Annotated in this window: 20 protein-coding genes, 1 other RNA gene and 2 pseudogenes; 8 read left to right on the top strand and 15 right to left on the bottom strand. The window is 71.8% G+C overall.

Annotation, left to right across the window (positions count from 1 at the left end; translation table 11 throughout):
• Positions 1-4: 4 nt before the first annotated feature.
• Complete coding sequence (locus IPT68_RS11030) at positions 5-1,459, top strand: bifunctional RNase H/acid phosphatase (protein ID WP_189696826.1); 1,455 nt, start codon at positions 5-7, stop codon at positions 1,457-1,459.
• Here the strand turns inward: IPT68_RS11030 and eda are convergent.
• The 3 genes and pseudogenes from eda to IPT68_RS11015 all read right to left on the bottom strand — a co-directional run.
• Positions 1,434-2,069: a bifunctional 4-hydroxy-2-oxoglutarate aldolase/2-dehydro-3-deoxy-phosphogluconate aldolase gene (eda, locus tag IPT68_RS11025; protein ID WP_189696827.1), complete on the bottom strand. Its 636-nt coding sequence runs from the start codon at positions 2,067-2,069 to the stop codon at positions 1,434-1,436. The genes IPT68_RS11030 and eda overlap by 26 nt on opposite strands.
• Positions 2,070-2,166: 97 nt before the next feature.
• Positions 2,167-2,949 (bottom strand): peroxide stress protein YaaA, encoded by a 783-nt coding sequence (yaaA, locus tag IPT68_RS11020; RefSeq protein ID WP_189696828.1) that lies wholly within the window; start codon positions 2,947-2,949, stop codon positions 2,167-2,169.
• A gap of 187 nt (positions 2,950-3,136) precedes the next feature.
• Positions 3,137-3,220 (bottom strand): annotated as a pseudogene (locus IPT68_RS11015) (MerR family transcriptional regulator); the annotation flags it as partial.
• Between the two features lie 146 nt (positions 3,221-3,366).
• On the opposite strand from IPT68_RS11015, the gene IPT68_RS11010 reads away from it, so the two are divergent.
• The 4 genes and pseudogenes from IPT68_RS11010 to rnpB all read left to right on the top strand — a co-directional run bounded on the left by IPT68_RS11010 (position 3,367) and on the right by rnpB (position 6,129).
• Complete coding sequence (locus IPT68_RS11010; protein WP_189696829.1) at positions 3,367-3,945, top strand: Uma2 family endonuclease; 579 nt, start codon at positions 3,367-3,369, stop codon at positions 3,943-3,945.
• 26 nt (positions 3,946-3,971) lie between these two features.
• Entirely contained in the window at positions 3,972-4,802 is an 831-nt protein-coding gene (locus tag IPT68_RS11005) for an AraC family transcriptional regulator (RefSeq protein WP_189696830.1), read from the top strand.
• Between the two features lie 22 nt (positions 4,803-4,824).
• Positions 4,825-5,604: pseudogene (locus IPT68_RS34970) on the top strand (DMT family transporter); the annotation flags it as partial.
• Between the two features lie 115 nt (positions 5,605-5,719).
• Positions 5,720-6,129: RNase P RNA component class A (rnpB, locus tag IPT68_RS10995), an RNA gene on the top strand.
• A 225-nt stretch (positions 6,130-6,354) separates the two neighbouring features.
• Here rnpB and IPT68_RS10990 read toward each other — a convergent pair.
• The 11 genes from IPT68_RS10990 to IPT68_RS10940 all read right to left on the bottom strand — a co-directional run bounded on the left by IPT68_RS10990 (position 6,355) and on the right by IPT68_RS10940 (position 15,403).
• Complete coding sequence (locus IPT68_RS10990) at positions 6,355-7,245, bottom strand: aKG-HExxH-type peptide beta-hydroxylase (protein WP_189696832.1); 891 nt, start codon at positions 7,243-7,245, stop codon at positions 6,355-6,357.
• A 51-nt stretch (positions 7,246-7,296) separates the two neighbouring features.
• Positions 7,297-7,458 (bottom strand): hypothetical protein, encoded by a 162-nt coding sequence (locus IPT68_RS10985; protein WP_189696833.1) that lies wholly within the window; start codon positions 7,456-7,458, stop codon positions 7,297-7,299.
• Positions 7,459-7,548: 90 nt separating this feature from the next.
• Positions 7,549-8,268: a 2OG-Fe(II) oxygenase gene (locus IPT68_RS10980; protein WP_189696834.1), complete on the bottom strand. Its 720-nt coding sequence runs from the start codon at positions 8,266-8,268 to the stop codon at positions 7,549-7,551.
• Positions 8,265-10,151, bottom strand: a complete 1,887-nt coding sequence (locus IPT68_RS10975) for a radical SAM/SPASM domain-containing protein (protein ID WP_189696835.1) — start codon at positions 10,149-10,151, stop codon at positions 8,265-8,267. The genes IPT68_RS10980 and IPT68_RS10975 overlap by 4 nt, the downstream gene beginning before the upstream one ends.
• Positions 10,152-10,181: 30 nt before the next feature.
• Positions 10,182-11,048, bottom strand: a complete 867-nt coding sequence (locus IPT68_RS10970; protein WP_189696836.1) for a hypothetical protein — start codon at positions 11,046-11,048, stop codon at positions 10,182-10,184.
• Positions 11,045-11,968, bottom strand: coding sequence for an NAD(P)-dependent oxidoreductase (locus tag IPT68_RS10965; RefSeq protein WP_189696837.1), 924 nt, complete (start codon positions 11,966-11,968; stop codon positions 11,045-11,047). The genes IPT68_RS10970 and IPT68_RS10965 overlap by 4 nt, the downstream gene beginning before the upstream one ends.
• A complete protein-coding gene (locus IPT68_RS10960) occupies positions 11,965-12,630 on the bottom strand; it encodes a TylF/MycF/NovP-related O-methyltransferase (protein WP_189696838.1) in 666 nt (221 codons plus the stop codon). Before IPT68_RS10960 ends, IPT68_RS10965 begins: the two co-directional genes overlap by 4 nt.
• A 5-nt stretch (positions 12,631-12,635) precedes the next feature.
• Positions 12,636-13,106 carry an NUDIX domain-containing protein gene (locus IPT68_RS10955; RefSeq protein WP_189696839.1) on the bottom strand — a complete coding sequence of 157 codons (471 nt, stop codon included), beginning with the start codon at positions 13,104-13,106 and terminating at the stop codon, positions 12,636-12,638.
• A complete protein-coding gene (locus tag IPT68_RS10950) occupies positions 13,097-13,966 on the bottom strand; it encodes an isocitrate lyase/phosphoenolpyruvate mutase family protein (RefSeq protein ID WP_189696840.1) in 870 nt (289 codons plus the stop codon). Before IPT68_RS10950 ends, IPT68_RS10955 begins: the two co-directional genes overlap by 10 nt.
• Positions 13,959-14,645, bottom strand: coding sequence for a dTMP kinase (locus tag IPT68_RS10945; protein WP_189696841.1), 687 nt, complete (start codon positions 14,643-14,645; stop codon positions 13,959-13,961). Before IPT68_RS10945 ends, IPT68_RS10950 begins: the two co-directional genes overlap by 8 nt.
• Complete coding sequence (locus IPT68_RS10940; protein WP_189696842.1) at positions 14,642-15,403, bottom strand: hypothetical protein; 762 nt, start codon at positions 15,401-15,403, stop codon at positions 14,642-14,644. The genes IPT68_RS10945 and IPT68_RS10940 overlap by 4 nt, the downstream gene beginning before the upstream one ends.
• Positions 15,404-15,709: 306 nt before the next feature.
• Here IPT68_RS10940 and IPT68_RS10935 point away from each other — a divergent pair, with 306 nt between their 5' ends.
• From IPT68_RS10935 to IPT68_RS10925, 3 genes are read left to right on the top strand one after another with little or no spacing between them, the layout of a single operon-like run.
• Entirely contained in the window at positions 15,710-17,125 is a 1,416-nt protein-coding gene (locus IPT68_RS10935) for a helix-turn-helix domain-containing protein (protein ID WP_189696843.1), read from the top strand.
• A 59-nt stretch (positions 17,126-17,184) separates the two neighbouring features.
• Positions 17,185-18,186 carry an asparaginase gene (locus IPT68_RS10930; protein WP_189696844.1) on the top strand — a complete coding sequence of 334 codons (1,002 nt, stop codon included), beginning with the start codon at positions 17,185-17,187 and terminating at the stop codon, positions 18,184-18,186.
• A 25-nt stretch (positions 18,187-18,211) separates the two neighbouring features.
• Positions 18,212-18,670 (top strand): PPC domain-containing DNA-binding protein, encoded by a 459-nt coding sequence (locus IPT68_RS10925; protein WP_189696845.1) that lies wholly within the window; start codon positions 18,212-18,214, stop codon positions 18,668-18,670.
• Here the strand turns inward: IPT68_RS10925 and IPT68_RS10920 are convergent.
• Positions 18,657-19,280: a nucleotidyltransferase domain-containing protein gene (locus IPT68_RS10920; protein WP_189696846.1), complete on the bottom strand. Its 624-nt coding sequence runs from the start codon at positions 19,278-19,280 to the stop codon at positions 18,657-18,659. The two genes, IPT68_RS10925 and IPT68_RS10920, sit on opposite strands and share 14 nt — an antisense overlap.
• Positions 19,281-19,307: the final 27 nt, after the last annotated feature.

The following is a 19,307-nucleotide window of genomic DNA, read 5'->3' as shown; positions in this document are numbered from 1 at the left end:
TGTGGTGCGGGAGTTCATCGTCGAGGCCGACGGCGGTTCCCGGGGCAACCCGGGGCCCGCGGGCTACGGCGCCGTGGTGATCGACGCGGCGACCGGCGAGACGCTGGCGGAGACGGCCGAGTACCTGGGCGTCGTCACGAACAACGTCGCCGAGTACCGGGGCCTGGTGGCCGGGCTGCGCGCGGCCCACGCCCTCGACCCGGCCGCGTCCGTGCGTGTCCGGATGGACTCCAAGCTGGTCGTGGAACAGATGTCCGGCCGCTGGAAGATCAAGCACCCCGACATGAAGCCGCTGGCCATGGAGGCGGGGCGCGTCTTCCCGGCGGAGCGGGTGACGTACGAGTGGATCCCGCGCGAGCGGAACCGGCGGGCGGACCGCCTGGCCAACGAGGCGATGGACGCGGGCACGCGCGGCGAGCCGTGGACGCCCTCCCCGCCGGCCGCCACCCCGTCCCTTCCCGAGCCCGGGGGGCCGCCCGGCGACGCGACGGCGGGCGCGGCGAAGGCCCGCGCGGCCCTCGCGGGACGGTCGTCTGCGGGCGGGTCCTCCGACGCGGCGGTGCGGTCGTCGGCGGGCGGGGCTGGTGGGGCGGCCGGGCGGTCGTCGGTGAGCGGGGCCGTCGGTTCGGGGTCCTCGGTCTCGGGCGCTGGCGGGGCCGTCGGTTCGGGGTCCTCGGTCTCGGGTGCCGGCGGGGCCGTCGGTTCGGGGTCCTCGGTCTCCGGTGTTGACGAGTCCGTTGCCGCGCGTGGTGCCTCCTCGGCCCCGGTCGGCAGCGATGCGAACGCAGCGCGCAATGTGGCCACCCCTCGTGTCGGGTGGGGGGCCCCGGACCTCGGCGCGCCCGCGACCTTCGTGCTGCTGCGGCACGGCGAGACGCCCCTGACGCCGGAGAAGCGTTTCTCGGGCAGCGGCGGCAGCGACCCCTCCCTCTCCGGCATCGGCCGGGAGCAGGCCGCCCGGGTGGCCGAGGCGCTGGCGCGGCGCGGCACGATCCAGGCCGTCGTCGCCTCCCCGCTCGCGCGCGCCCGTGAGACCGCCGGCGTCGTCGCCGCCCGCCTCGGGCTGGAGGTCGGCATCGACGACGGGCTGCGCGAGACCGACTTCGGCGCCTGGGAGGGCCTCACCTTCGCCGAGGTGCACGAACGCCACCCCGACGACCTCAGCGCCTGGCTGGCCTCGCCGGACGCCGAACCCACCGGCGGCGGCGAGAGCTTCGCGGCCACCGCGACCCGGATCGCCGCCACCCGCGACAAGCTGGTCGCGGCGTACACCGGCCGCACGGTCCTGCTCGTCACGCACGTCACGCCGATCAAGACCCTGGTACGCCTCGCCCTCGGCGCCCCGCCCGAGTCCCTGTTCCGCATGGAACTCTCGGCGGCCTCCCTGTCGGTCGTGGCGTACTACGCCGACGGCAACGCCAGCGTCCGCCTCCTCAACGACACCTCGCACCTGCGCTGAGCGCGGCCGCCTCTCGCGCCAGCCCCTCGATCCGCCCCCAGTCGCGCGCCGCCACCGCGTCCGCCGGGACCATCCAACTCCCGCCGACACAGCCGACGTTGGGCAGCGCAAGATACTCCGGCGCCGACAGGAGCCCGATCCCGCCCGTCGGGCAGAACCGCGCCTGCGGCAGCGGCCCGGCGAGCGACTTCAGGTACGCCGTACCTCCCGCGGCGGCCGCCGGGAAGAACTTCATCTCCCGTACCCCGCGCTCCAGCAGCGCCACCACCTCGGACGTCGTCGACACCCCCGGCAGGTACGGCACCCCGGACCGCCGCATCGCCGCCAGCAGGACGTCCGTCCAGCCCGGGCTCACCAGGAAACGCGCCCCCGCCGCCACGGCGTCGTCGACCTGCCCGGGCGTGATCACCGTCCCGGCCCCGACCGCGGCGTCCGGCACCGCCGCGCGGATCGCCCGGATCGCGTCGAGCGCGGCCGGCGTCCGCAGGGTCACCTCGATCGCCGGCAGCCCCCCGGCGACCAGCGCCCGTGCGAGCGGGACGGCGTCGGCGGCGTCCGGGACGACGACCACGGGGACGACGGGAGCGAGATCGAGCACGGAGTCGGTCATGCGCCTCATCGTGCCCGTGGGGTGCAGCATGCGCAAAGAGCGTTGCGCATGCTGCAATTACCGGATGCCTGTCCGTACCGGTCCGGCGGCCTGGGCGTCAGTGGACCTCGTCCACCAGCACGTCCAGCGACCAGGCCCGCCCCGCCCCCGAGGGCGCCTCGGCCTCCACCACGTACCCGAGCTCCCGCAGCACCTCGACCAGCTCCGCCGGCCCCTTCGGCGCCGCCCCCGCCGCGAGCAGACCCCGCACGATCCGCCCCTTCGTCGCCTTGTTGAAGTGGCTGACCACCTTCCGCGTCGGCGCGTGCAGCACCCGCACGGTCGCCGTCCGCCCCGCGACCTCGCCCCTCGGCTTCCACGCCGCCGCGTACGCCGAGGACCGCAGGTCCAGCACCAGCCCGCCCCCGGCCGCCTCGGGCAGCACCGAGTCCATCGCCGTACGCCAGTGCGCGCCCAGCGCCCCCAGCCCAGGCAGCCGAACACCCATCGAGCAGCGGTACGACGGGATCCGGTCCGTCACCCGCACCGCGCCCCACAACCCCGAGAACACCAGCAGGGACCGCGCGGCGCGCCGCTTGGCCGCCGCGTCCAGCGAGGCCAGGTCCAGGGCGTCGTACAGCACACCCGTGTAGACCTCCCCGGCGGGCCGCGCCCCCGCGGTGCGCAGTGCGCTGTTCTTGGCGACCTCGCCGCGCAGGCCCGCGCTCAGCCCCAGCACCTCGCGTGCCTTGTCCTCGTCGCCGGCGCACAGCTCGACCAACTCGCCGAGGACGGCCTCCCGGGCCCCGTTCAGCTCCGGCAGCGCGAGCGACTCCAGCTTCAGCGGTGCGCCCCGGCCGGAGGACGCCTTCCCCTCCGAGGGCGGCAGCAGGACCAGCACGGATACTCCTTCTCTAGACCTCCGCGCCAGGGTACGGCGTGTCGCCGCGCGGCCCGTTCCGCGCCCGTCTCAGCTCCCGGGCAACGGTGCGCCGCGTGCCCGCCCGGCCGCCTCCACGAGGGCGTCGACACGGTCGGCGTACACGCGCACGACGCTCACCTCACGCCGCCGGCCGAGGAAGGTCACGTGGCTCGGGCAGCAGGCCCAGGTGGTGGTAGTGCCGCACGGTCCGCGTGGTGACGTCGGCGGCGGCGAGGTCTCCGATCCGCATGCCTTCAGGTCGCGGCAGGATCAAGCGAGCCGTGTGCTGACGGGGTGTGCGGGGGTGTGCCACGCTCGAGGGAACGGTTCCCGATCTCTCGGACAGGTGATCAGCCGATGTCCCAGTCTGGCGAGCGACCGAAGGAGGGGCGTGACATGACTGCCATGGCCCATGAGCCGCTCACGCAGGAAGAGGTCCTGCTGGAGTGGTTCCTCGCCCTGGACACACCGGAGGGCTTCCGGGCGGAGCTCGTCGAGGGGGAGATCGTTGTGACACCGCCGCCGGACGGGGATCACGAGAAGTACATCAGCCGGATCGTGAGGCAAGTGATCAAGCGATCCAAGACGGAGATGGACTTCTCCGGGAACAAGGGGCTGAGGCTGAAGAGGGCGGAGGCCTGGCCGACGGACCACGTGATCCCGGATGCCACGTTCGCAGCCGTCGAGGCCGACTTGTTCGGGGGCGCCCACTCCTGGATGCCCTGCGACGGCGTCACCATGGTGCTGGAGGTGACCTCCACCAAGCCCAAGGCCGACCGTGAGGTCAAACGCCGTTGCTACGCCCGCGCCGGCATCCCGTTCCACCTGCTCGTCGACCGCGACACCGCCGAGGTCACGCTCCTCGGCGACCCGAGGCAGGACGACTACAGTCAGCGCTGCACCGTCCCCTTCGGCAAGCCGCTCCCCCTCCCCGAGCCCTTCGGATTCGACCTGGACACGAGCGACTTCCTCTGATCCCCTGTCCCGGGGGGAGGGACGAGGTGAACGGACGCGAGGACGCCCGGTGGGCGCGGGCGCGGCTCGGGCGGTGCGGGCCGGCCGTGGATCTGCTGACCGCCCGCTTCGACCGGCACGTCTACGCGCCGCACACGCACGACGAGTTCACCATCGGGGTGACCGTCGGCGGGCTGGAGTTCATCGACTACCGGGGCGGCCGCATCCACTCGGGGCCGGGCTCGATCGTCGTCCTGGAACCCGGCGAGATGCACACCGGCGGCCCCGCCCGCCCCGAGGAGGGCTACTCCTACCGCGCCCTGTACGCGGCGCCCGCCCTCCTCGCCGACGGCACTCGAGGCACCGGCGCACGGCACTTCCGCGAGGCCGTCCTCGACGACCCCGAACTGGCCTCCGCCCTGCTGCGCGCCCACACCGAGCTGAGCACCTGCCCCGACCCGCTGGAGGCCGAGTCCCGGGTGCCGTGGCTGCTCACCGCTCTCGCCCGCCGCCACTCCACGGCCCGCGCCGCCGGCGACACCGTGCCCGGCGCCGACGGCATCGTGCGCGCCGTACGCGACCGGCTCGCCGACGAGCTGACCGCCCCGCCCTCCCTCGCCGACCTCGCCGCCGAGGCGGGCCTGTCCCGGTACCAGCTGCTGCGCGCCTTCCGTACGACGATGGGGGTGCCGCCGTACGCCTGGCTCGCCCAGCACCGCGTCCACCGGGCGCGCGGCCTGCTGGAGTGCGGGCTGCGGCCCGCCGAGGTGGCCGCGCTCGTCGGGTTCGCCGACCAGGCGCATCTGACGCGCTGGTTCCGGCGGGTGCTGGGGGTGACCCCGGCGGCGTACCGCAACAGCGTTCAAGACCGCAGGTGAGGGCGACGCCGACACTGCTGCCATGACTGCACGTGGCTGGGCCCTGTTCTCCCTGATGGGAGTCGTCTGGGGCATTCCCTATCTGATGATCAAAGTGGCGGTGGACGAGCTGTCCCCGTCCGTCGTGGTGTTCACGCGGTGCGCGCTCGGCGCGGCCCTCCTGCTGCCCTTCGCGCTCCGCCAGGGCGGCCTCGCCCGCACGGTCCGGGCGCACTGGAGGCCGATGCTGGCCTTCGCCCTCATCGAGATCGTCGGCCCCTGGTGGACCCTGACCGACGCCGAGCGGCACCTCTCCAGCTCCACCGCCGGACTGCTCATCGCGGGCGTGCCCATCGTCGCCCTCCTCCTGGCCCGCTTCTTCGGCGCCGAGGAACGCGTGGGCGCCCGCCGCGTCACCGGACTCGCCCTCGGACTCGCGGGCGTCACCGTCCTCACCCTGCCGCACCTCACCGGCGGCGACGCCCGCTCCCTGGCCGAGGTGCTGGTCACGGTCGTCGGCTACGCCACCGCGCCGCTGATAGCCGCCCGGCACCTCAAGGACGTCCCGACCCTCCAGCTCATCACCCCCTGCCTCACCCTGGCCGCCGTCGTCTACGCCCCCGCCGCCTTCCTGACCCGGCCCGCCGCCGTGCCCTCGGGCGAGGTCCTGGCCGCCCTCGCCGGCCTCGGCGTCGTCTGCACCGCGATCGCGTTCGTGGCCTTCCTGGAGCTGATCAAGGAGGTCGGACCGGCCCGGGCCGGCGTCATCACGTACGTCAACCCGGCGGTCGCCGTCGCCGCGGGCGCCCTCCTCCTGGACGAGGAGCTGACCCTCGGCATCGGCGTCGCCTTCGCCCTCATCCTGGCGGGCTCGGTGCTGGCCACGGCCGCGGCTCCGAAGGCCGGCGTCCGCCGGGTAGCATGGCCGTCACGGCAGACGAGCCGGGCGGACGGCCGCGTGGAGATTCTTGTGGATCTCCCCGAGGAACGTCCGGGCTCCACAGGGCAGGGTGGTGGCTAACGGCCACCCGGGGTGACCCGCGGGACAGTGCCACAGAAAACAGACCGCCGGGGACCGTATCCGTACGGACCTCGGTAAGGGTGAAACGGTGGTGTAAGAGACCACCAGTGCCCAGGGTGACCTGGGCAGCTGGGTAAACCCCACCCGGAGCAAGGTCAAAAGGAAACACCCCGGTGTTTCTGCGCGGACGTTCGAGGGCTGCCCGCCCGAGTCCGCGGGTAGACCGCACGAGGCCGGTGGCAACACCGGTCCTAGATGGATGGCCGTCGCCAGGGGGTTCGCGAGAACCCCTTGGAACAGAACCCGGCGTACAGCCCGGCTCGTCTGCCGCTACCTGCGGCTTTGCCTGGGAAAGGGCCTCTGACCTGCGTTGGAGGCCCTTTCCGGTTTTTCGGGGGCTTGCCGCGTTAGGCGGCGGAAAGTCCCTCGGAAGTCCCTCAGACAGGACTGAAAGTCCCTGAAAAGTCCCTGGAGGGGGTCGGGCGCGGAACCGGTCGCAGCCTTGTTTTGGCCGCGCGCCGTCGGGGGTGGGAGTGCTCGGACAGCCTCGGGTTACGCCGATTGGACGGCCTCTCCTACGGCCCGGCTGACGCGATCGCGGAGCGCGTCAGCGGAGACATAGGAGAGCGCCTCGGCCAGTGAATCGACTGCGGAGGCGAACTGGCCCGCCTGCTGACGCAGATGCGCGTCCAGGAAGGGGACCACAGCACCCGTGGCGCTGCGGCGGGCCTGCCGCGCGTACAGCATGGTGTGGGAGAAGGCCCAGCACGCGTGCAGGAAGCCGTAGACGGGGCGAGGAGTTCCCCGCCAGGGGGAGAAGAAGGTGACGTCGGCGGGGAGGCTCACGTCGTACGCGGTCAGGGCGTCGTTGAACCAGTTGTGAGCGGCCTCGTGGATCAGGTCGCGGGCCAGGACCTCGGGGTGCGCGGTGTAGTCGCTGAAGACGGTGCCCGGGAGGCGGGTGAGGGCCCAGCTGTGGAGGGTCTCGTCGAGCCGGCGGCGGTTGAGCAGGCAGATGACGGGGGCGTGCTGGGTGAGCAGGGTGCCGTAGCCGTGCTCGGCCGCGGAGGCGAGGGCGCCACGAACGAGGCCGTCGACCTCGGGTGGAGCAGGGGTGGTGCCGGGGCCGACGAGGTAGTACGCGGTTTCGGAGATCCCAGAGCGGAGCAGGTCCTCGGGGCGTGGGTTGAGCACGACATGAGGGCCGGCAGACAGGTGGGTCAGGTCTCGCACTGTCGTATGGCGGTACCAGGCCAGGAGGTCCGCGTCCCGGGCGCGCGCAGCGTGTTCGGCGCCTTCGAGCAGGTGGTGGGCGACGGCGTAGTCGAGGGCGGACGGGCCGAGGCGGTTGCCGAGTACGGAGGCGATTCGGCTGGTTTGGAGGTGTTGGTGGTCTGCGATGCCGTCGAGGGTGACCAGGGCTTCCGGGGAGGGGGCGCTCATCTGGGGCTCCGGGGGTGGAACGGGGCCGGACCGGGCCCGGCCCCGTGGCGGTCAGGACTCGATGGCGGGCTCGGCGGCTTCGGGCTGCACCGCGGTGGCCAGCCAGGTCTCGGTGGCCGCGTTGGAGGTGTGCGCGGTGGTGCGCACGGGGTCGCTGTCACGCAGGGACGCGACCGCCTCCAGGAACTCGTCGAACGTCTTGTCTTCTGCCACTGCTCGCTCTCTCCTCTGGTCGGGGCCGTGGGCTGAGGTGATTGGCGGATGCGGGCGGGCCGCGGGGGCCGGTCATGGCTGCATGGCTCCTTACTCGGAGACGAATAGCGTCAGGAACTTGCGGACGCGGTCGGCGCGGACCGGTTCGGTGCCGTGGACGAGTTGGCTGCCGAAGGCCACGAGGGTTCCCGGAGAGGGGGCGACACTCCATCGAGTGCGCGGCATGCAGCGGAACCAGGGGGAGGACATGTCCGACCCGTCGTGCGCGAAGCGCATCCCCGGGGCGTAACCCGACCCGGTCGGCGCCTGGTCGGCGGTCCAGATGGCGTCGCTGCCCGTGGTCTCCACGTAGAACGCGCCGCCGGTGTCGTGAAAGTCCGTGAGTGTGACCGTCGCGGCGGCGATCTGGCGGGGACGGTCAAGCGGATTGGGAGCGATGCCGTCCGCATGCGGAGTGATGTACTGGCCAGCGCTGTACTCGAGGTAGATCCACGGCCGGTGGCCGGTGACCGACGGCAGCGTGCGCGTGATGGCGGCCATGTGGAGCTTCAGGGCCTGGTCGAGGAGGGCGGTCGCCTCGTACGGGATGTCGGTCATCTCGATCCGGCCGGCCGGCTCGTAGACGTCCTGCGCCTCGGCGGGGGAGCGACCGGGGATCTCGTGGATGGTGGTGCGGCGGTCCGTGCCGTATCGGTTGCGTCCGGGTGAGCCGAGAGCGTCGTCCATGATGAGGCTGAGTCGCTCGGTCTCGTCCGGTTCGAGGAAACCCTCCACGGTGCGGATGGACAGCGTCTCGGCGATGTGGATCACTGCTCGCCTCCACCGCTGGAGTGGGCTTCGGTCGCGCAGGCGCAGAAGTTGGACGGCGGGGCAGAGGCGACCTCGGCCAGGGCATCCGTGAGTACGTGCGCGGCTTGGGCGAGGTGCTCGAAGCACTCGGCAGGTGTGGTGTCGGCAGCGGGTACGAGATGGAGGTCGAGCGTCGGATACACCCGGCCGGTGGTACGGCACGTGAGCTCGCTGCGACCGATAACCAGCGAACACGCCCCGGGCAGGGCGGACTCGGCTCGGCTGGCGGCACGGCACAGGCGTACCGCTGTACGCGCGTACTCGGCGCGGTCGCGCGGCAGGATGCCGACCGAGAGGAACCGGGGCTCGGCTCCGGGGAGGTCGGCGTAGGCGTGGCCCTGGCAGCTGTCGTAGGTGACGGCGTTCCACCCCGCGGTGAGCGCGTCGACAATCGGGCGGATGCCGGGCTCGATGCCCTCGTACCACTGGGGGTGGTGGGGGTCGAGATCGTCTGCCTCGTGGACGCCGGGGAGGCCGGCCGTGTTGATGTTCCCGTTGGCGCTGACCTGGAGACGCGCGGGCGTGCGGGGCACGGTGGGGTCGTCCCAGCGGGCCAGGAAGGCGGCGATGTGGTGCATGTCGTTGGGGTGGACGGGACGCCAGCGCACTCGGGAACAGGAGGCACCGGGCGGGAGATCCGGCTGGGCGAGCAGGGCTGCGACGCCGTCGATCAGACGCATGCGGTGGTCGCAGTACGCGTCTTCGTCTCCTGCGGCGGCGAAGCGGAGGCGGACCGCCGGGCAGCCCCCGCCACAGGTGTCGCGGTAGTCGCAGGTCGTGCACTTCGTGACCAGGGAGCGTGCCTGCTGAAGCAGGGGAGAGCCGCCCTGGGCGCCGGCCACATCCGCCTCAGCGCGTATGTCGCCGAGCGCGGCCAGTCCGGCCTGCGGCCAGGGCAGCTCGTCGCAGCTTCCGAGGCGGTCATCGGGATAGAGGGTGAGGACGTGGTCGCACTTCAAGTCGGAGAAGTGGCACGAACGGGTTTGTAGGCCCCTCAGGCGGCGGATGACGGAGACGACGGGCTCCAGCTTGACGTGGCGGAACACGCCGTCGACGACCCAGTGGTGGGCGGCCTCCAGCACGAAATCGGCGTACTGACGCGGCGTGACGGCCCAGGCCGGGCCGGTGGGGCCGATGGCCCGTCGCTGGAGTGCCCGGCTGGTCGGCGTACGGGATCCGGCCACCGTGGTCGACCGGGTGACCGCCGCGTCGAAGCACGGCACCAGGCTGACCGTCGTCACGGCGGGGAAGGAGGCGAGGTGCTCCATGACCTCGGAGGCCCGGCCGAGGACGTACGGGGTGACGGCGCAGATGATGCCGACGCGGCGTTCCCGGCGGCCGAGGAGTTCCAGCGCTTCGACCACTCGGGGGTACGTGGGGCGGCCGTCGTAGCCGACACGCCACGAGTTCCCGAGCGCGTCGCCGTCCAGGGAGATGCCGATCTCCAGCTCCGGGCAGTGCCGTTCGAACAGGTCCAGCCAGGCGTCGTCGAGCTGGAGGCCGTTGGTCTGGAGGCTCACGCGGATGACGTTCGGCTGTGCGGCGAGCGCGTCGAGGATCTCCGCGATCCGTTCCCGGTCGGCGGTCAGGGGCTCCCCGCCGTGGAGTTCGACGCTGAGCGGACGCCCGGAGAAGATCGAGCCGAGGCGGTGGACCTGTGCGGCGCTGATCCGGGCGCCGCCCGGTGACTCCTTGCGCTTCTCGAAGCAGTACAGGCAGTCGATGTCGCAGGTCTCCCCGCGGAGCTTGAGGATGACGGAGACGGCCGTGTCCGGCCCGGTGCTTGACAGCGAGGCGTAGAGATTCTCCAGGTCGATGGGGGCAGTGCGGGGGGTGACGGGCATCAGAGACCTCCCGAGGAGGAGGGGCGCGGTCTACGCGCCATCGGTGGAGACCGTGGACAGCCACCCGAGAAGCTGTCCGCCGGTGATGGGGATGTGGACGTCGCCGCGGCGAAGGAACCACCCGTCGGCGTACCGCTGGGGCAACCAGCCGGCGTTGGGGGCAGTCAGGTTGGGAGGCTTCTGCAGCGGGTCGTCGACGGGCCAGCAGTCCAGGAGCGCTCTGGCCACGCGTCGCTGAACCGGACGGAACCACTCCCACGTCTCCGCGCGGGCCGGGTGGATCGGCGGACCGAACGGCGCGCCGGCAAGCAGCGGCAGCCACTTGTCGCCCAGGACCGGATGGCCGGCCGCCGCGCACTCGAGCGCGGTGAGGCAGATCTCCAGCTTCCGGCACACGACGTCGGCGGGTTCGGCCAGGCCGTCCTCGACGAGGCCGGTCAGGTCCTCGGCGAGACTCGCCGCGACCTCGGCCTGGTCGGCGACCGCCCAGCGTCGGTAGCCCCGGCGCTCCCCGGGATCGAGCACCGGATCCCAGCGTCCGGAGCCGTACGAGAGAGCGGTGCGCAGACACATGAGGTCGTGCATCGAGGCGCGTACCCGGCGGAACGATCCGAGGTCGTCGCGGCGGACGTCGAAGGAGCGGAGCAGGTGACGGAGTTCCTCCGCCTGCTGCGGCGCCGCCGCCTGGAGGTCGATACGGACGCCGTCCACGATGCGCGACTCCCACGCCGGAAGGACGCCGTCCACGATGCCGCGCAGGTCGACGTCGCTCGCCGCGTGGGCGAAGCCGCAGGCGAGCGCTCCCTCCAGCCAGACCTCACGAGCCAGACGCGAGACGAGCAACTCCCGGGCGACTCTGTCAGCGATCTCCCGGCGCAGCTGTGCTGATGGGTTCACCGGCGGCCTCCTTCGACCAGGATCTTGTCGTCGGCGGTGATCTCCCTGAGGAGATCGACGGCCCATCGGTCCAGCGCGCCGCGCACGTCCGTCCGTTGGGCGCCAATGTGAGGTGAGACCAAGAGGTTGAGCGGCGACGCGGAGCCGGTGAGGAGCGGAAGGTGCTCCCGCTCGACCGGGTCCAGGGCGAGACCTGAGAGCCCACCGTCCGCCAACGCCCGCAGGCAGGCGGCGACATCGAGGGTCTCCAGCCGTCCGGCGCAGATCAGCAGGGGCTGCTGCGGAGCGACGCGTGCCAGGAATTCCTCGCCGATGAACTGCCGGGTCGTGGCACGCAGTGGCAGAGCGACCACGTGTATTTGTGACTGCTCCATGAGCGCCGCCTGCGGCACCTCCCGCAGACCGGAGGGATTCGACGGCCATGCGGCGTAGGCCGTGCGCCCCACATGTGGAGCGAGGGCCTGGCCGGCCGCCAGCCCCACCGGGCCCGCGCCCCAGACGCCTGCGGCCAGGGTGCCGAGCGACACTCCCATGCACGCCTCCTTCTCGTGGCGACCGAGCCGAAGCGCGTGCTGACCCAGGGGGATCCGCCGGGCCAGGGCGAGGGCAGCGGCGAGGACCCACTCGCCCACGGCGCCCGCGCCGGCCTCGGCGTTGCGGTGCAGAGCGATGCCACGGTGCCGGAGGGCGCTCACGTCAATGTGGTCGATGCCGGAGCCGGTCCGTACGACGTGCCGCAGGCGGGGGAGCGCGTCGAGCTCCCGCTCGCCGAGTCGGACGCCTGAACGCAGGACGAGCACGGCCGTGTCGGCGGGCATAGGCGAGTTCAGGTTCAGCAAGTCGTGCACAAGAACGCCGGGCAGCGCGCGGCGGATCGCCCTCGAGTCCGCCGCTCCGCGCACCACGAGGACTGCGCTCATCCGACAGACTCCGCCTTCTCGTACCGGCCGAAGGCGAGATCACCCTCGCCGACGACGACGGTCACGGGCGACGGCGCGCCGAAGTACGCGTCGCAGGCGCGCTTCACCCCCGGGAGCCCGTCCCAGGCCCGCGGATTGACCGCAGTGTCCGCGTAGTCGTCGACGAGCAACACACCCGTCGGCACCAGGCGGGTGACACAGTGCGTGAGTCCGGTGAGGGTCGAGTCGTAGAAGTCGCCGTCCAGGTAGGCGAACGCGATCTCGTCGGGCAGCTCCTTGGGAAGGGTCTCGTCGAACCACCCGGGATGGATGACCGGCGCCGGCCTGCCCCAAGCCGCATGCGTGGCGTGCACGTCGTCCGGGGAAGACCGGAGCTCGCCCGCCGCCAGATGGTCCGAGTCCTCGGCGTCGGGCGCGGGCATGCCCTGGAAGGAGTCGTAGACGTGGATCTCGCGGTCGCGGTCGCCCAGCGAGTCGAGCACGCTACGGATCCAGAGGGCCATCGCGCCCCTGTAGCAGCCGAGTTCGACCACGGCTCCCGGTAGACCGCGCGCGGTCATGTCGGCGAGCTCATTGGCGATCACGTGGAGCCGGTCGGCACAGACCGTCCCGGAGTGTTCCCGCAGCAGCCACTCCCGCAGATCCTTCAGCGTCGGATCCATGAAGGTCACCACCTGTCCACGAAGGTGTCGGCGAGTTCCCCGCTCAACGCTGCCGACAGCGGGCGGTTGATCCGGGGCAGCAGGTACACGTCATTCAGACGTTCCAGCGGAACCCACTCGAAGCCCACCTGGATGGGGTCCGGCGGTTCCGGCATGTGCGGCTCGGCGTCGTCCACCTGCTCGGCGAGGAAGTTGAACTGAATTTTCTGTACGTCCCCAAACTCGCCCTGCCACGACTCGGGGACGTACTCGACGACGCACAGCAGACGCCGGGCCACGACCTGGAGGCCGGTCTCCTGCGCGACCTTTCGGTTCACGGCCTGGCGCAGGTCCTCGCCGACCTGGGCCTTGCCGCCCGGGAGGTTGTAGTGGAACCCGGCATCGTCGTCGTACGACAGCAGCAGGACAGCGCCGTTACGCACGATCGCCGCCTTCACGGAGACACTGATCCGAGGCAGTTCGGGCGTCAGAGGCACGACAGCGCCTCCGGTTCGCCGACGCGCATCAGGTCGCCGACCTCCGCGAGGGACCCCGCGACGGTGGAGCGGAAGCTCCCTCCGCGCCGGAACTGACGGGCGGCGGTGCGCATACCCGCGAGGGCGGCACGGCTGAGCTGGTTCGCGTAGATGCAGAGGCGGAAGCCGGCCTCGCCGAGTTCGGCGGCGCTCAGGTCGGGGAACGCCGTGGGCACGCTGACCAGCGGCACGACGTGGCTCCACGCACGTCCGATGGTCCGCGCCTGGTCACCGGTCGCGTCCTTGGAGTGGATGAGGATCGCATCCGCTCCGGCCCCGGCGTATGCCTCGGCGCGGGCGATCGCCGTGGTCATGTCCGCGCCGGCGATCAGGGCCTCGGTGCGGTCCACGACCACGAGGCCGTCACCGGCGGTTTTCCGTATGCGCCCCACCTGCTCGCACAGCAGGTCCCGGTCGGCGAGGCTCTGGGTACGGTGGGCGGCGAAGCTGTTGCACTTCGGGTACGCGCTGTCCTCGACACACACGGCCGCGGCTCCCGCGCGCATCAGGTCGTACGCGAACCGCTCCGCCGTGCGCCCCGAGCCACCCGCGTTGTCGATGTCCACGACGACAGGCAGTTCGGTGACACGGCCGAGCGAGGCGACCACGTCGGACAGATCCCGGGGGCCCAGGACGTTGGCGTCCGGCAGCCCGGAGGCAGCGGACACCTCCAGACCGCTCACCCACAGGGCGTCGAAGCCCGCTTCCGCCGCGACGTGCGCGGCGAGCGCGTTCACCGCACCGATCGCAAGGAGCGGGTGCTTCCGCTCGCTGTCGTCGAGGGCCTGGCGCAGACGCGTCGTGTTCGTGCCGTCAGCCATGGGTCTCTCCTCCTTCCGCGTGGGCGGCGAGCGACGGCACCAGCTGCCGTTCGCGCAGTACGTCCCAGGCGGTAAGCAGCACCTCGGACCTGGCCCGGCGGGCGTCCAGGCGGACCACGTCGCCGAGGAGCGGGAACTCGTCGGGCTTCGTGACCACGGCCTCGTAGGTCTCGCGAACCCTGCTCTGGACGTCGTGCACGTCCCAGTCGGCCCGGACGGCGTCCCCCTGTCGGGCCTGCGCCCGGCTCATTGAGGCGTCGGTCTCCAGGTCCAGGACGAGCGTGAGATCCGGGGCCACGGTGAGGTGCGCGGCCAGCGCCCCGTACGTCTCCGGCGCCCTCATGCCGTGCTTCACGGCGAAGAAGGCCAGCTCGCTGAGGAGCCAGCGATCCGCGATCACGGGCCGGGCCGGTCGCTGGGGAAGCACGAGGCGATCCAGCGTGGCCCGCTTGTCCGCCGCGATCGCGGACAGGTAGGCGTCACGGTTCCCGGCGTTCGGCTGGTACTTGCCGTTGACGATGGCAGCGGCGTGGTCGGCGGCGAGGAAGTTGGTGGTGAGCACGCACAGCGGGGTGACGCCGTAGAGCCCCTCCCAGAGCCGGAACAGGCCCTTGCGCAGCGTCGTCTTGCCGGTGCCGTCGAGTCCTTCGATGACGATGAACGGATAACGGTGGTTCATTCGACCTGCCCCGCCCCGGTGCCGCCGGCGTACTTGGTGAATCGGCCTCGCCAGCGGGCCGTGGTGGACACCAGGTCCACGAGCCGGAGCTCCGCCAACTCGTCCACGAGGCTGGGCAGCTCGGGCTCGCCGCAGACGCCGGCCTCGATGGCGCGGCAGTACGCGGCGCGGAGGGCCGGGTCGTCGTCGGAGTCGCGCAGCGCCGTCTCCAGCACCCGCGTGGCCATGCCGTGGGCCACGACGCCCACGGCCGTGCCCAGGGCCCGCTCATGGAGCGGGCCCGGGTGCGGTTCCAGCGTGATGTGGTGTACCCCGCGGTGGCGGATGACCGCGAAGAAGCCCACCCACCACGCGGCGGCGGCGCTGCCGGCGTGCATTGCGTCGGACCAGGCAGCCCCGGGCTGTCCGGCGAGGACATTCTGGGCAGCGGTGTCGGCGGCGCGGTGAAGTGCCCCGCACTGGTTCCGCGACTCCGCTCCGTGCCGCTGGGGCAGCTCCCACCAGAAGCGGAGCCCGGCGTCCTCCAGCAGCGCCCTCGCGGACTCGTCGCTTGCCAGCAGCGGAGACGGGCGCTGGGCCAGCATGGAGACATCGGCGCCCGGCACGTCCGGCAGCGCCTTCTCCTCGGCGACGGCAGCCCGCCATTCGTCGAGATGGAGGTGGAGCCGCTGGGTCAGCAGCCCGTCCGCCAGCGTCTGCCAGGCATGGGCGAGCGGCGGCGAACCGGGAGGCCGGGGTGGCAGGGTCAGGGAGGTCACGGGTCGGATCCTCACGTCCGGGGAGTCGCGGCACGCGGCTCCGGTCGGCGGTGCTCCACCACGATGGCCGCCACGCAGGCCCACGCCTATGAGTGTTTATGAGCCCCATCAGCGGAACGTGTCCGGGTGATCGCACAGCGAGGGAGAATGCCGACCACGGTCGACAGCGGACAGCGGCGGTGTACGCGTTGCGGTGCCCTTCTCAGCCGCTTCAACGCCGGTACACGATGCGCCTCGTGCCAGGACGGGCCGACCGTCCGACGGGCGGACCCGGCATTCTGGCGTGATCCGACGGTCCGGCGAGCCGTGGCCGCATGGGAACTCGGTACCGTCGTCAAGCTGTTCAGGAAGCACACGGGCCTCTCCCAGGCCGGCGTGGCGCGGATGGTCCGCATCGACCAGGCCGAGGTCAGCAGGCTGGAACGCGGGCTCAAGCAGATCCGCGACCGACGGCAGTTCGTCCAGTGGACCGATGCGCTGGGAGTTCCGGAGGAGCTGCTCGGGCTCCTGCCCACGGCCGATCCGCACGTCCCGGACTCCACGGGTCGACCGGAAAAGGCGGGTACCGGAGCCCGTGGGTACGCGGCGCTGCCCGAAGGCCCGGGCCAGCTTCTTTTACCCGCCGGCCGGTCCGTCCCGACGACGGCGCTTCCTGTGCTGACGCTTCCCGCGGCCTCCTTCCTCGGGGACAGCCTGAGGCTCGACTCCCGCCCGGAGCTGGATGCCTGGCGCACCATGCCGATGCGCGCGCTCGTCGTCGCGAACCGCACGGTGGACGGGGCGGTCCGGCAGTTCGTCACCGACGCCCGACCGAGCGGCGTACGCGCCACCGCCTCCACCCCGGTCGACATCCCCGCCGCGTACGAACTGGACGACCTGACCTACGGCATCCTCTGGGCCGTGTCCGGCTTCGAGGCGGCACTGCTCGGCGACGACCAAGCCCTGTACACATCGCTGGCGTCGCTCACTGTTTCCCCAGGCTCACCAGCTGCCTCCGACCAGGGCCTGACCGAAGTCTCCCGGATGCTGATCGGCTCGGAGACCGCCGCCCGGTACATCCTGGGCCACCATGACCACCTTGGCGACGCACCCGTCTTCTGGACCAGGGAACAGCGCGGGGAGGAGGCCGCCACATGGCTGTTCTTCCGGCACAAGTACCGCTACCTCGAACGAATGACACCCCGGCGTACTGGCGGTACCAGCGGCCGGGGGTTCTGCGTCCCCGAGGCGGCGGTCGCCGCCTCGCCGGCGTACGAGCGCGTTCTGCTGTTCCTCGCCATCGCGCTCATGGAGTCCTTCGGCATCCGCACCTGGGTGACCGACGACGGAGGCTTCGCGCACACTGACGGTTTCGCCCTCTCTCCCGGGCGCCGCGCTGTCATCGCCTCTTGGGTACGGACCGAGGGGGCGTCCCACCTCGCGGTCACCGCGCGGCCGGGAGCCCTGCGGACGTTCGCCGATGTGACCGGCCACGTCAGCCACCACTCGGCCACAGCGGCCGAGCAGGCTGGACAGCGCCTTGCGGCGACGGCGGAGTATCTCGGCCTCGACACCTCCTGGCTCGGTCGCCGGTGCGCACAGTTGTCGGCGGCCGGTACGGAGCGGGTGGCCTGGCCGCGCAGCCGGTTGCTCGGCCTCGAAGGGCTGGAGGCAGCCTGCCGGTTCGTGGCCGAGCAGCTGATGATCATTCCGAGTACCCGGACGGCGTCGCCGACCCGATAGCCTGCCTGAACCACTCGCGAGGCCGCGCTCGGCGGCGTCCGGACAGGGGAGCAGGGGACATGACGGAGTCGGTCAGGAACGTGGCGGTCTTCTCCCTCGGCGGCACGATCGCCATGACCACCGATCCCACCACCGGAGGCGTCGTACCCGCGCTCTCGGCCCACGAACTCCTCGCCGCGGTACCCGCCCTGGCCACGAGGGGCATCGGCCTCAAGGTCCGGGACTTCCGGCGTCTGCCCGGCGCCTCACTGACCTTCGAGGACCTCACCGCACTGTCCGCCGCGATCACGGCGGAGCTGGAGACCGGGGACGTCGACGGAGTCGTCGTCACCCAGGGCACCGACACCATCGAGGAGACCGCCTTCCTCCTCGACCTCTACCACGGCCACGAGCAGCCGGTCGTCGTCACCGGCGCGATGCGCAATCCCACCCTTCCTGGCGCTGACGGCCCGGCCAACATTCACGCTGCTGTCCTGGCCGCCGCCGACCCCGGCCTGCGTGGCGCCGGTTGCCTCGTCGTACTCGGCGACGAGGTCCATTCGGCCCGGACCGTCCGCAAGTCCCACACCACGAGCCCCGCCGCGTTCACCTCACCGGCGTGCGGCCCGATCGCGCGGATCGCGGAGAACCGGGTGCGAAGGATGGGCGGCCTGCCGTCCCGTGGACCGCTGGTCGGCGCCCCCGACCGTGAGGCGCGCGTCGGGCTCTACACCGTCACCCTCGGCGACGACGGAGCCCTGCTCGACCTGTGGGACGGCAACTGCGACGGGCTCGTGGTCGCGGCCTTCGGCGTGGGCCACGTCCCGGAGCGTCTCGTCGAAGGGCTCACCAAGCTCGCGTCCCGCATCCCCGTGGTCCTCGCCTCCCGCATCGGCAACGGACCCGTCCTGTCCGACACGTACGGCTTCCCCGGCTCCGAGAAGGACCTCCTCGGTCGCGGGCTCATCGGTGCCGGAGACCTCGGCCCGTACCAGGCGCGGCTCCTCCTGCACGCTCTGCTCGCCCAGGGCGCCGACGGAGCGACGGTCCGCGAGACCTTCACCACCGCCTGCGCCCGCTGATCCCACCTCATCAGGAGACCCGCGCATGCGTTCTCACGAGCTGACCGTCGGCCGTACCTTCGGCGTCACCTTCGACCACGGGGAGGACTTCTTCGAGGCGCTGTCCACCTTCTGCCGGGACAACGGCGTACGGCAGGGCTACATCCCCTCGTTCATCGGGGCCTTCGCGGAGGCCGAGATCGTGGGTGCCTGCGAGAAGCTCGCGGACCCGGACGCACCGGTCTGGGCGAAGACGTACGTGACCAACGTCGAGGCGTTCGGCGCGGGCACGCTCGCCCACGACCCGGCCACCGGCGGGATACTTCCGCACATCCACGTTTCCGCCGGCTTGAAGGCCCAGTCGGCCGACGGCAGGACGAGCCATCTCCTCAGCGCCAAGGTCCAGTTCCTCAGCGAGCTGCTGATCGTGGAGGTCACGTCGCCCACCATGACCCGGCCCCGGAACCCCGACCTCTACGACGTACCGCTGCTCACGTTCGGCTGACCGGTAGTAGCCGGCGGAGCCAGGGGTGGCTGGGCACGACCACCCTAATCGCGTCTGCCAGCCAGGAGCGTGCCGGAGCATCCAGCAGCGGCAGTACCGCTTCGAAGTCGATCTCGTCCTTCTCCCGGGTCGCCTTCGCCTTGTAGAAGAGCTGCACCTCGGGCGCGAGATACGGGATACCCGCCTTGCTCGTCCGCCCGAGCCGGTCGATCGGGAGGCGGATCGCGGGGTGGCGCCGCGAGACCCACTGAGCGCCCTCGGCCTCGTCCAGCATGAGCTGCACGGACCAGGGCGCCTCCGGCTTGCGCCGGCACCAGATGTCGTGGAGCGGAGGCCGAAGGACCTCGCCAGGACGCCACGGTCGCAACTCCCCTTTGCCGGGTGGGTCCGCCACGTACAGGTCCCAGCCGGTGAGAAGATCCCGTACGCGGTCTTGGTCACGCCGAAGGAAGAGGACGTCGAGATCGCCATGTGCGCGCAGCTCGCGGCCGACCGCGAGTTCGATCGCGTAGCCACCGGCGATCCACCACGGGAAGTCCGCCTTGGCGAAGACCGCGGCCACATCTTCGGGACGATCCGGCACCCAGCGGCCCAACACGTCAGCACTCACCCGCCCATACTCCCAGTGAACCGTTCC

Source organism: Streptomyces chromofuscus (genome assembly GCF_015160875.1).
GTDB lineage: Bacteria > Actinomycetota > Actinomycetes > Streptomycetales > Streptomycetaceae > Streptomyces > Streptomyces chromofuscus.
This window is presented reverse-complemented; position numbering and strand designations above follow the sequence as displayed.

Coding starts and splice junctions, on each gene's coding strand:
- eda (WP_189696827.1), bottom strand. CDS start 2,069: ATGACCGACTCCGTGCTCGATCTCGCTCCCGTCGTCCCCGTGGTCGTC.
- IPT68_RS11010 (WP_189696829.1), top strand. CDS start 3,367: ATGACTGCCATGGCCCATGAGCCGCTCACGCAGGAAGAGGTCCTGCTG.
- IPT68_RS10990 (WP_189696832.1), bottom strand. CDS start 7,245: ATGAGCGCCCCCTCCCCGGAAGCCCTGGTCACCCTCGACGGCATCGCA.
- IPT68_RS10975 (WP_189696835.1), bottom strand. CDS start 10,151: ATGCCCGTCACCCCCCGCACTGCCCCCATCGACCTGGAGAATCTCTAC.
- IPT68_RS10965 (WP_189696837.1), bottom strand. CDS start 11,968: ATGAGCGCAGTCCTCGTGGTGCGCGGAGCGGCGGACTCGAGGGCGATC.
- IPT68_RS10960 (WP_189696838.1), bottom strand. CDS start 12,630: ATGGATCCGACGCTGAAGGATCTGCGGGAGTGGCTGCTGCGGGAACAC.
- IPT68_RS10950 (WP_189696840.1), bottom strand. CDS start 13,966: ATGGCTGACGGCACGAACACGACGCGTCTGCGCCAGGCCCTCGACGAC.
- IPT68_RS10945 (WP_189696841.1), bottom strand. CDS start 14,645: ATGAACCACCGTTATCCGTTCATCGTCATCGAAGGACTCGACGGCACC.
- IPT68_RS10930 (WP_189696844.1), top strand. CDS start 17,185: ATGACGGAGTCGGTCAGGAACGTGGCGGTCTTCTCCCTCGGCGGCACG.
- IPT68_RS10925 (WP_189696845.1), top strand. CDS start 18,212: ATGCGTTCTCACGAGCTGACCGTCGGCCGTACCTTCGGCGTCACCTTC.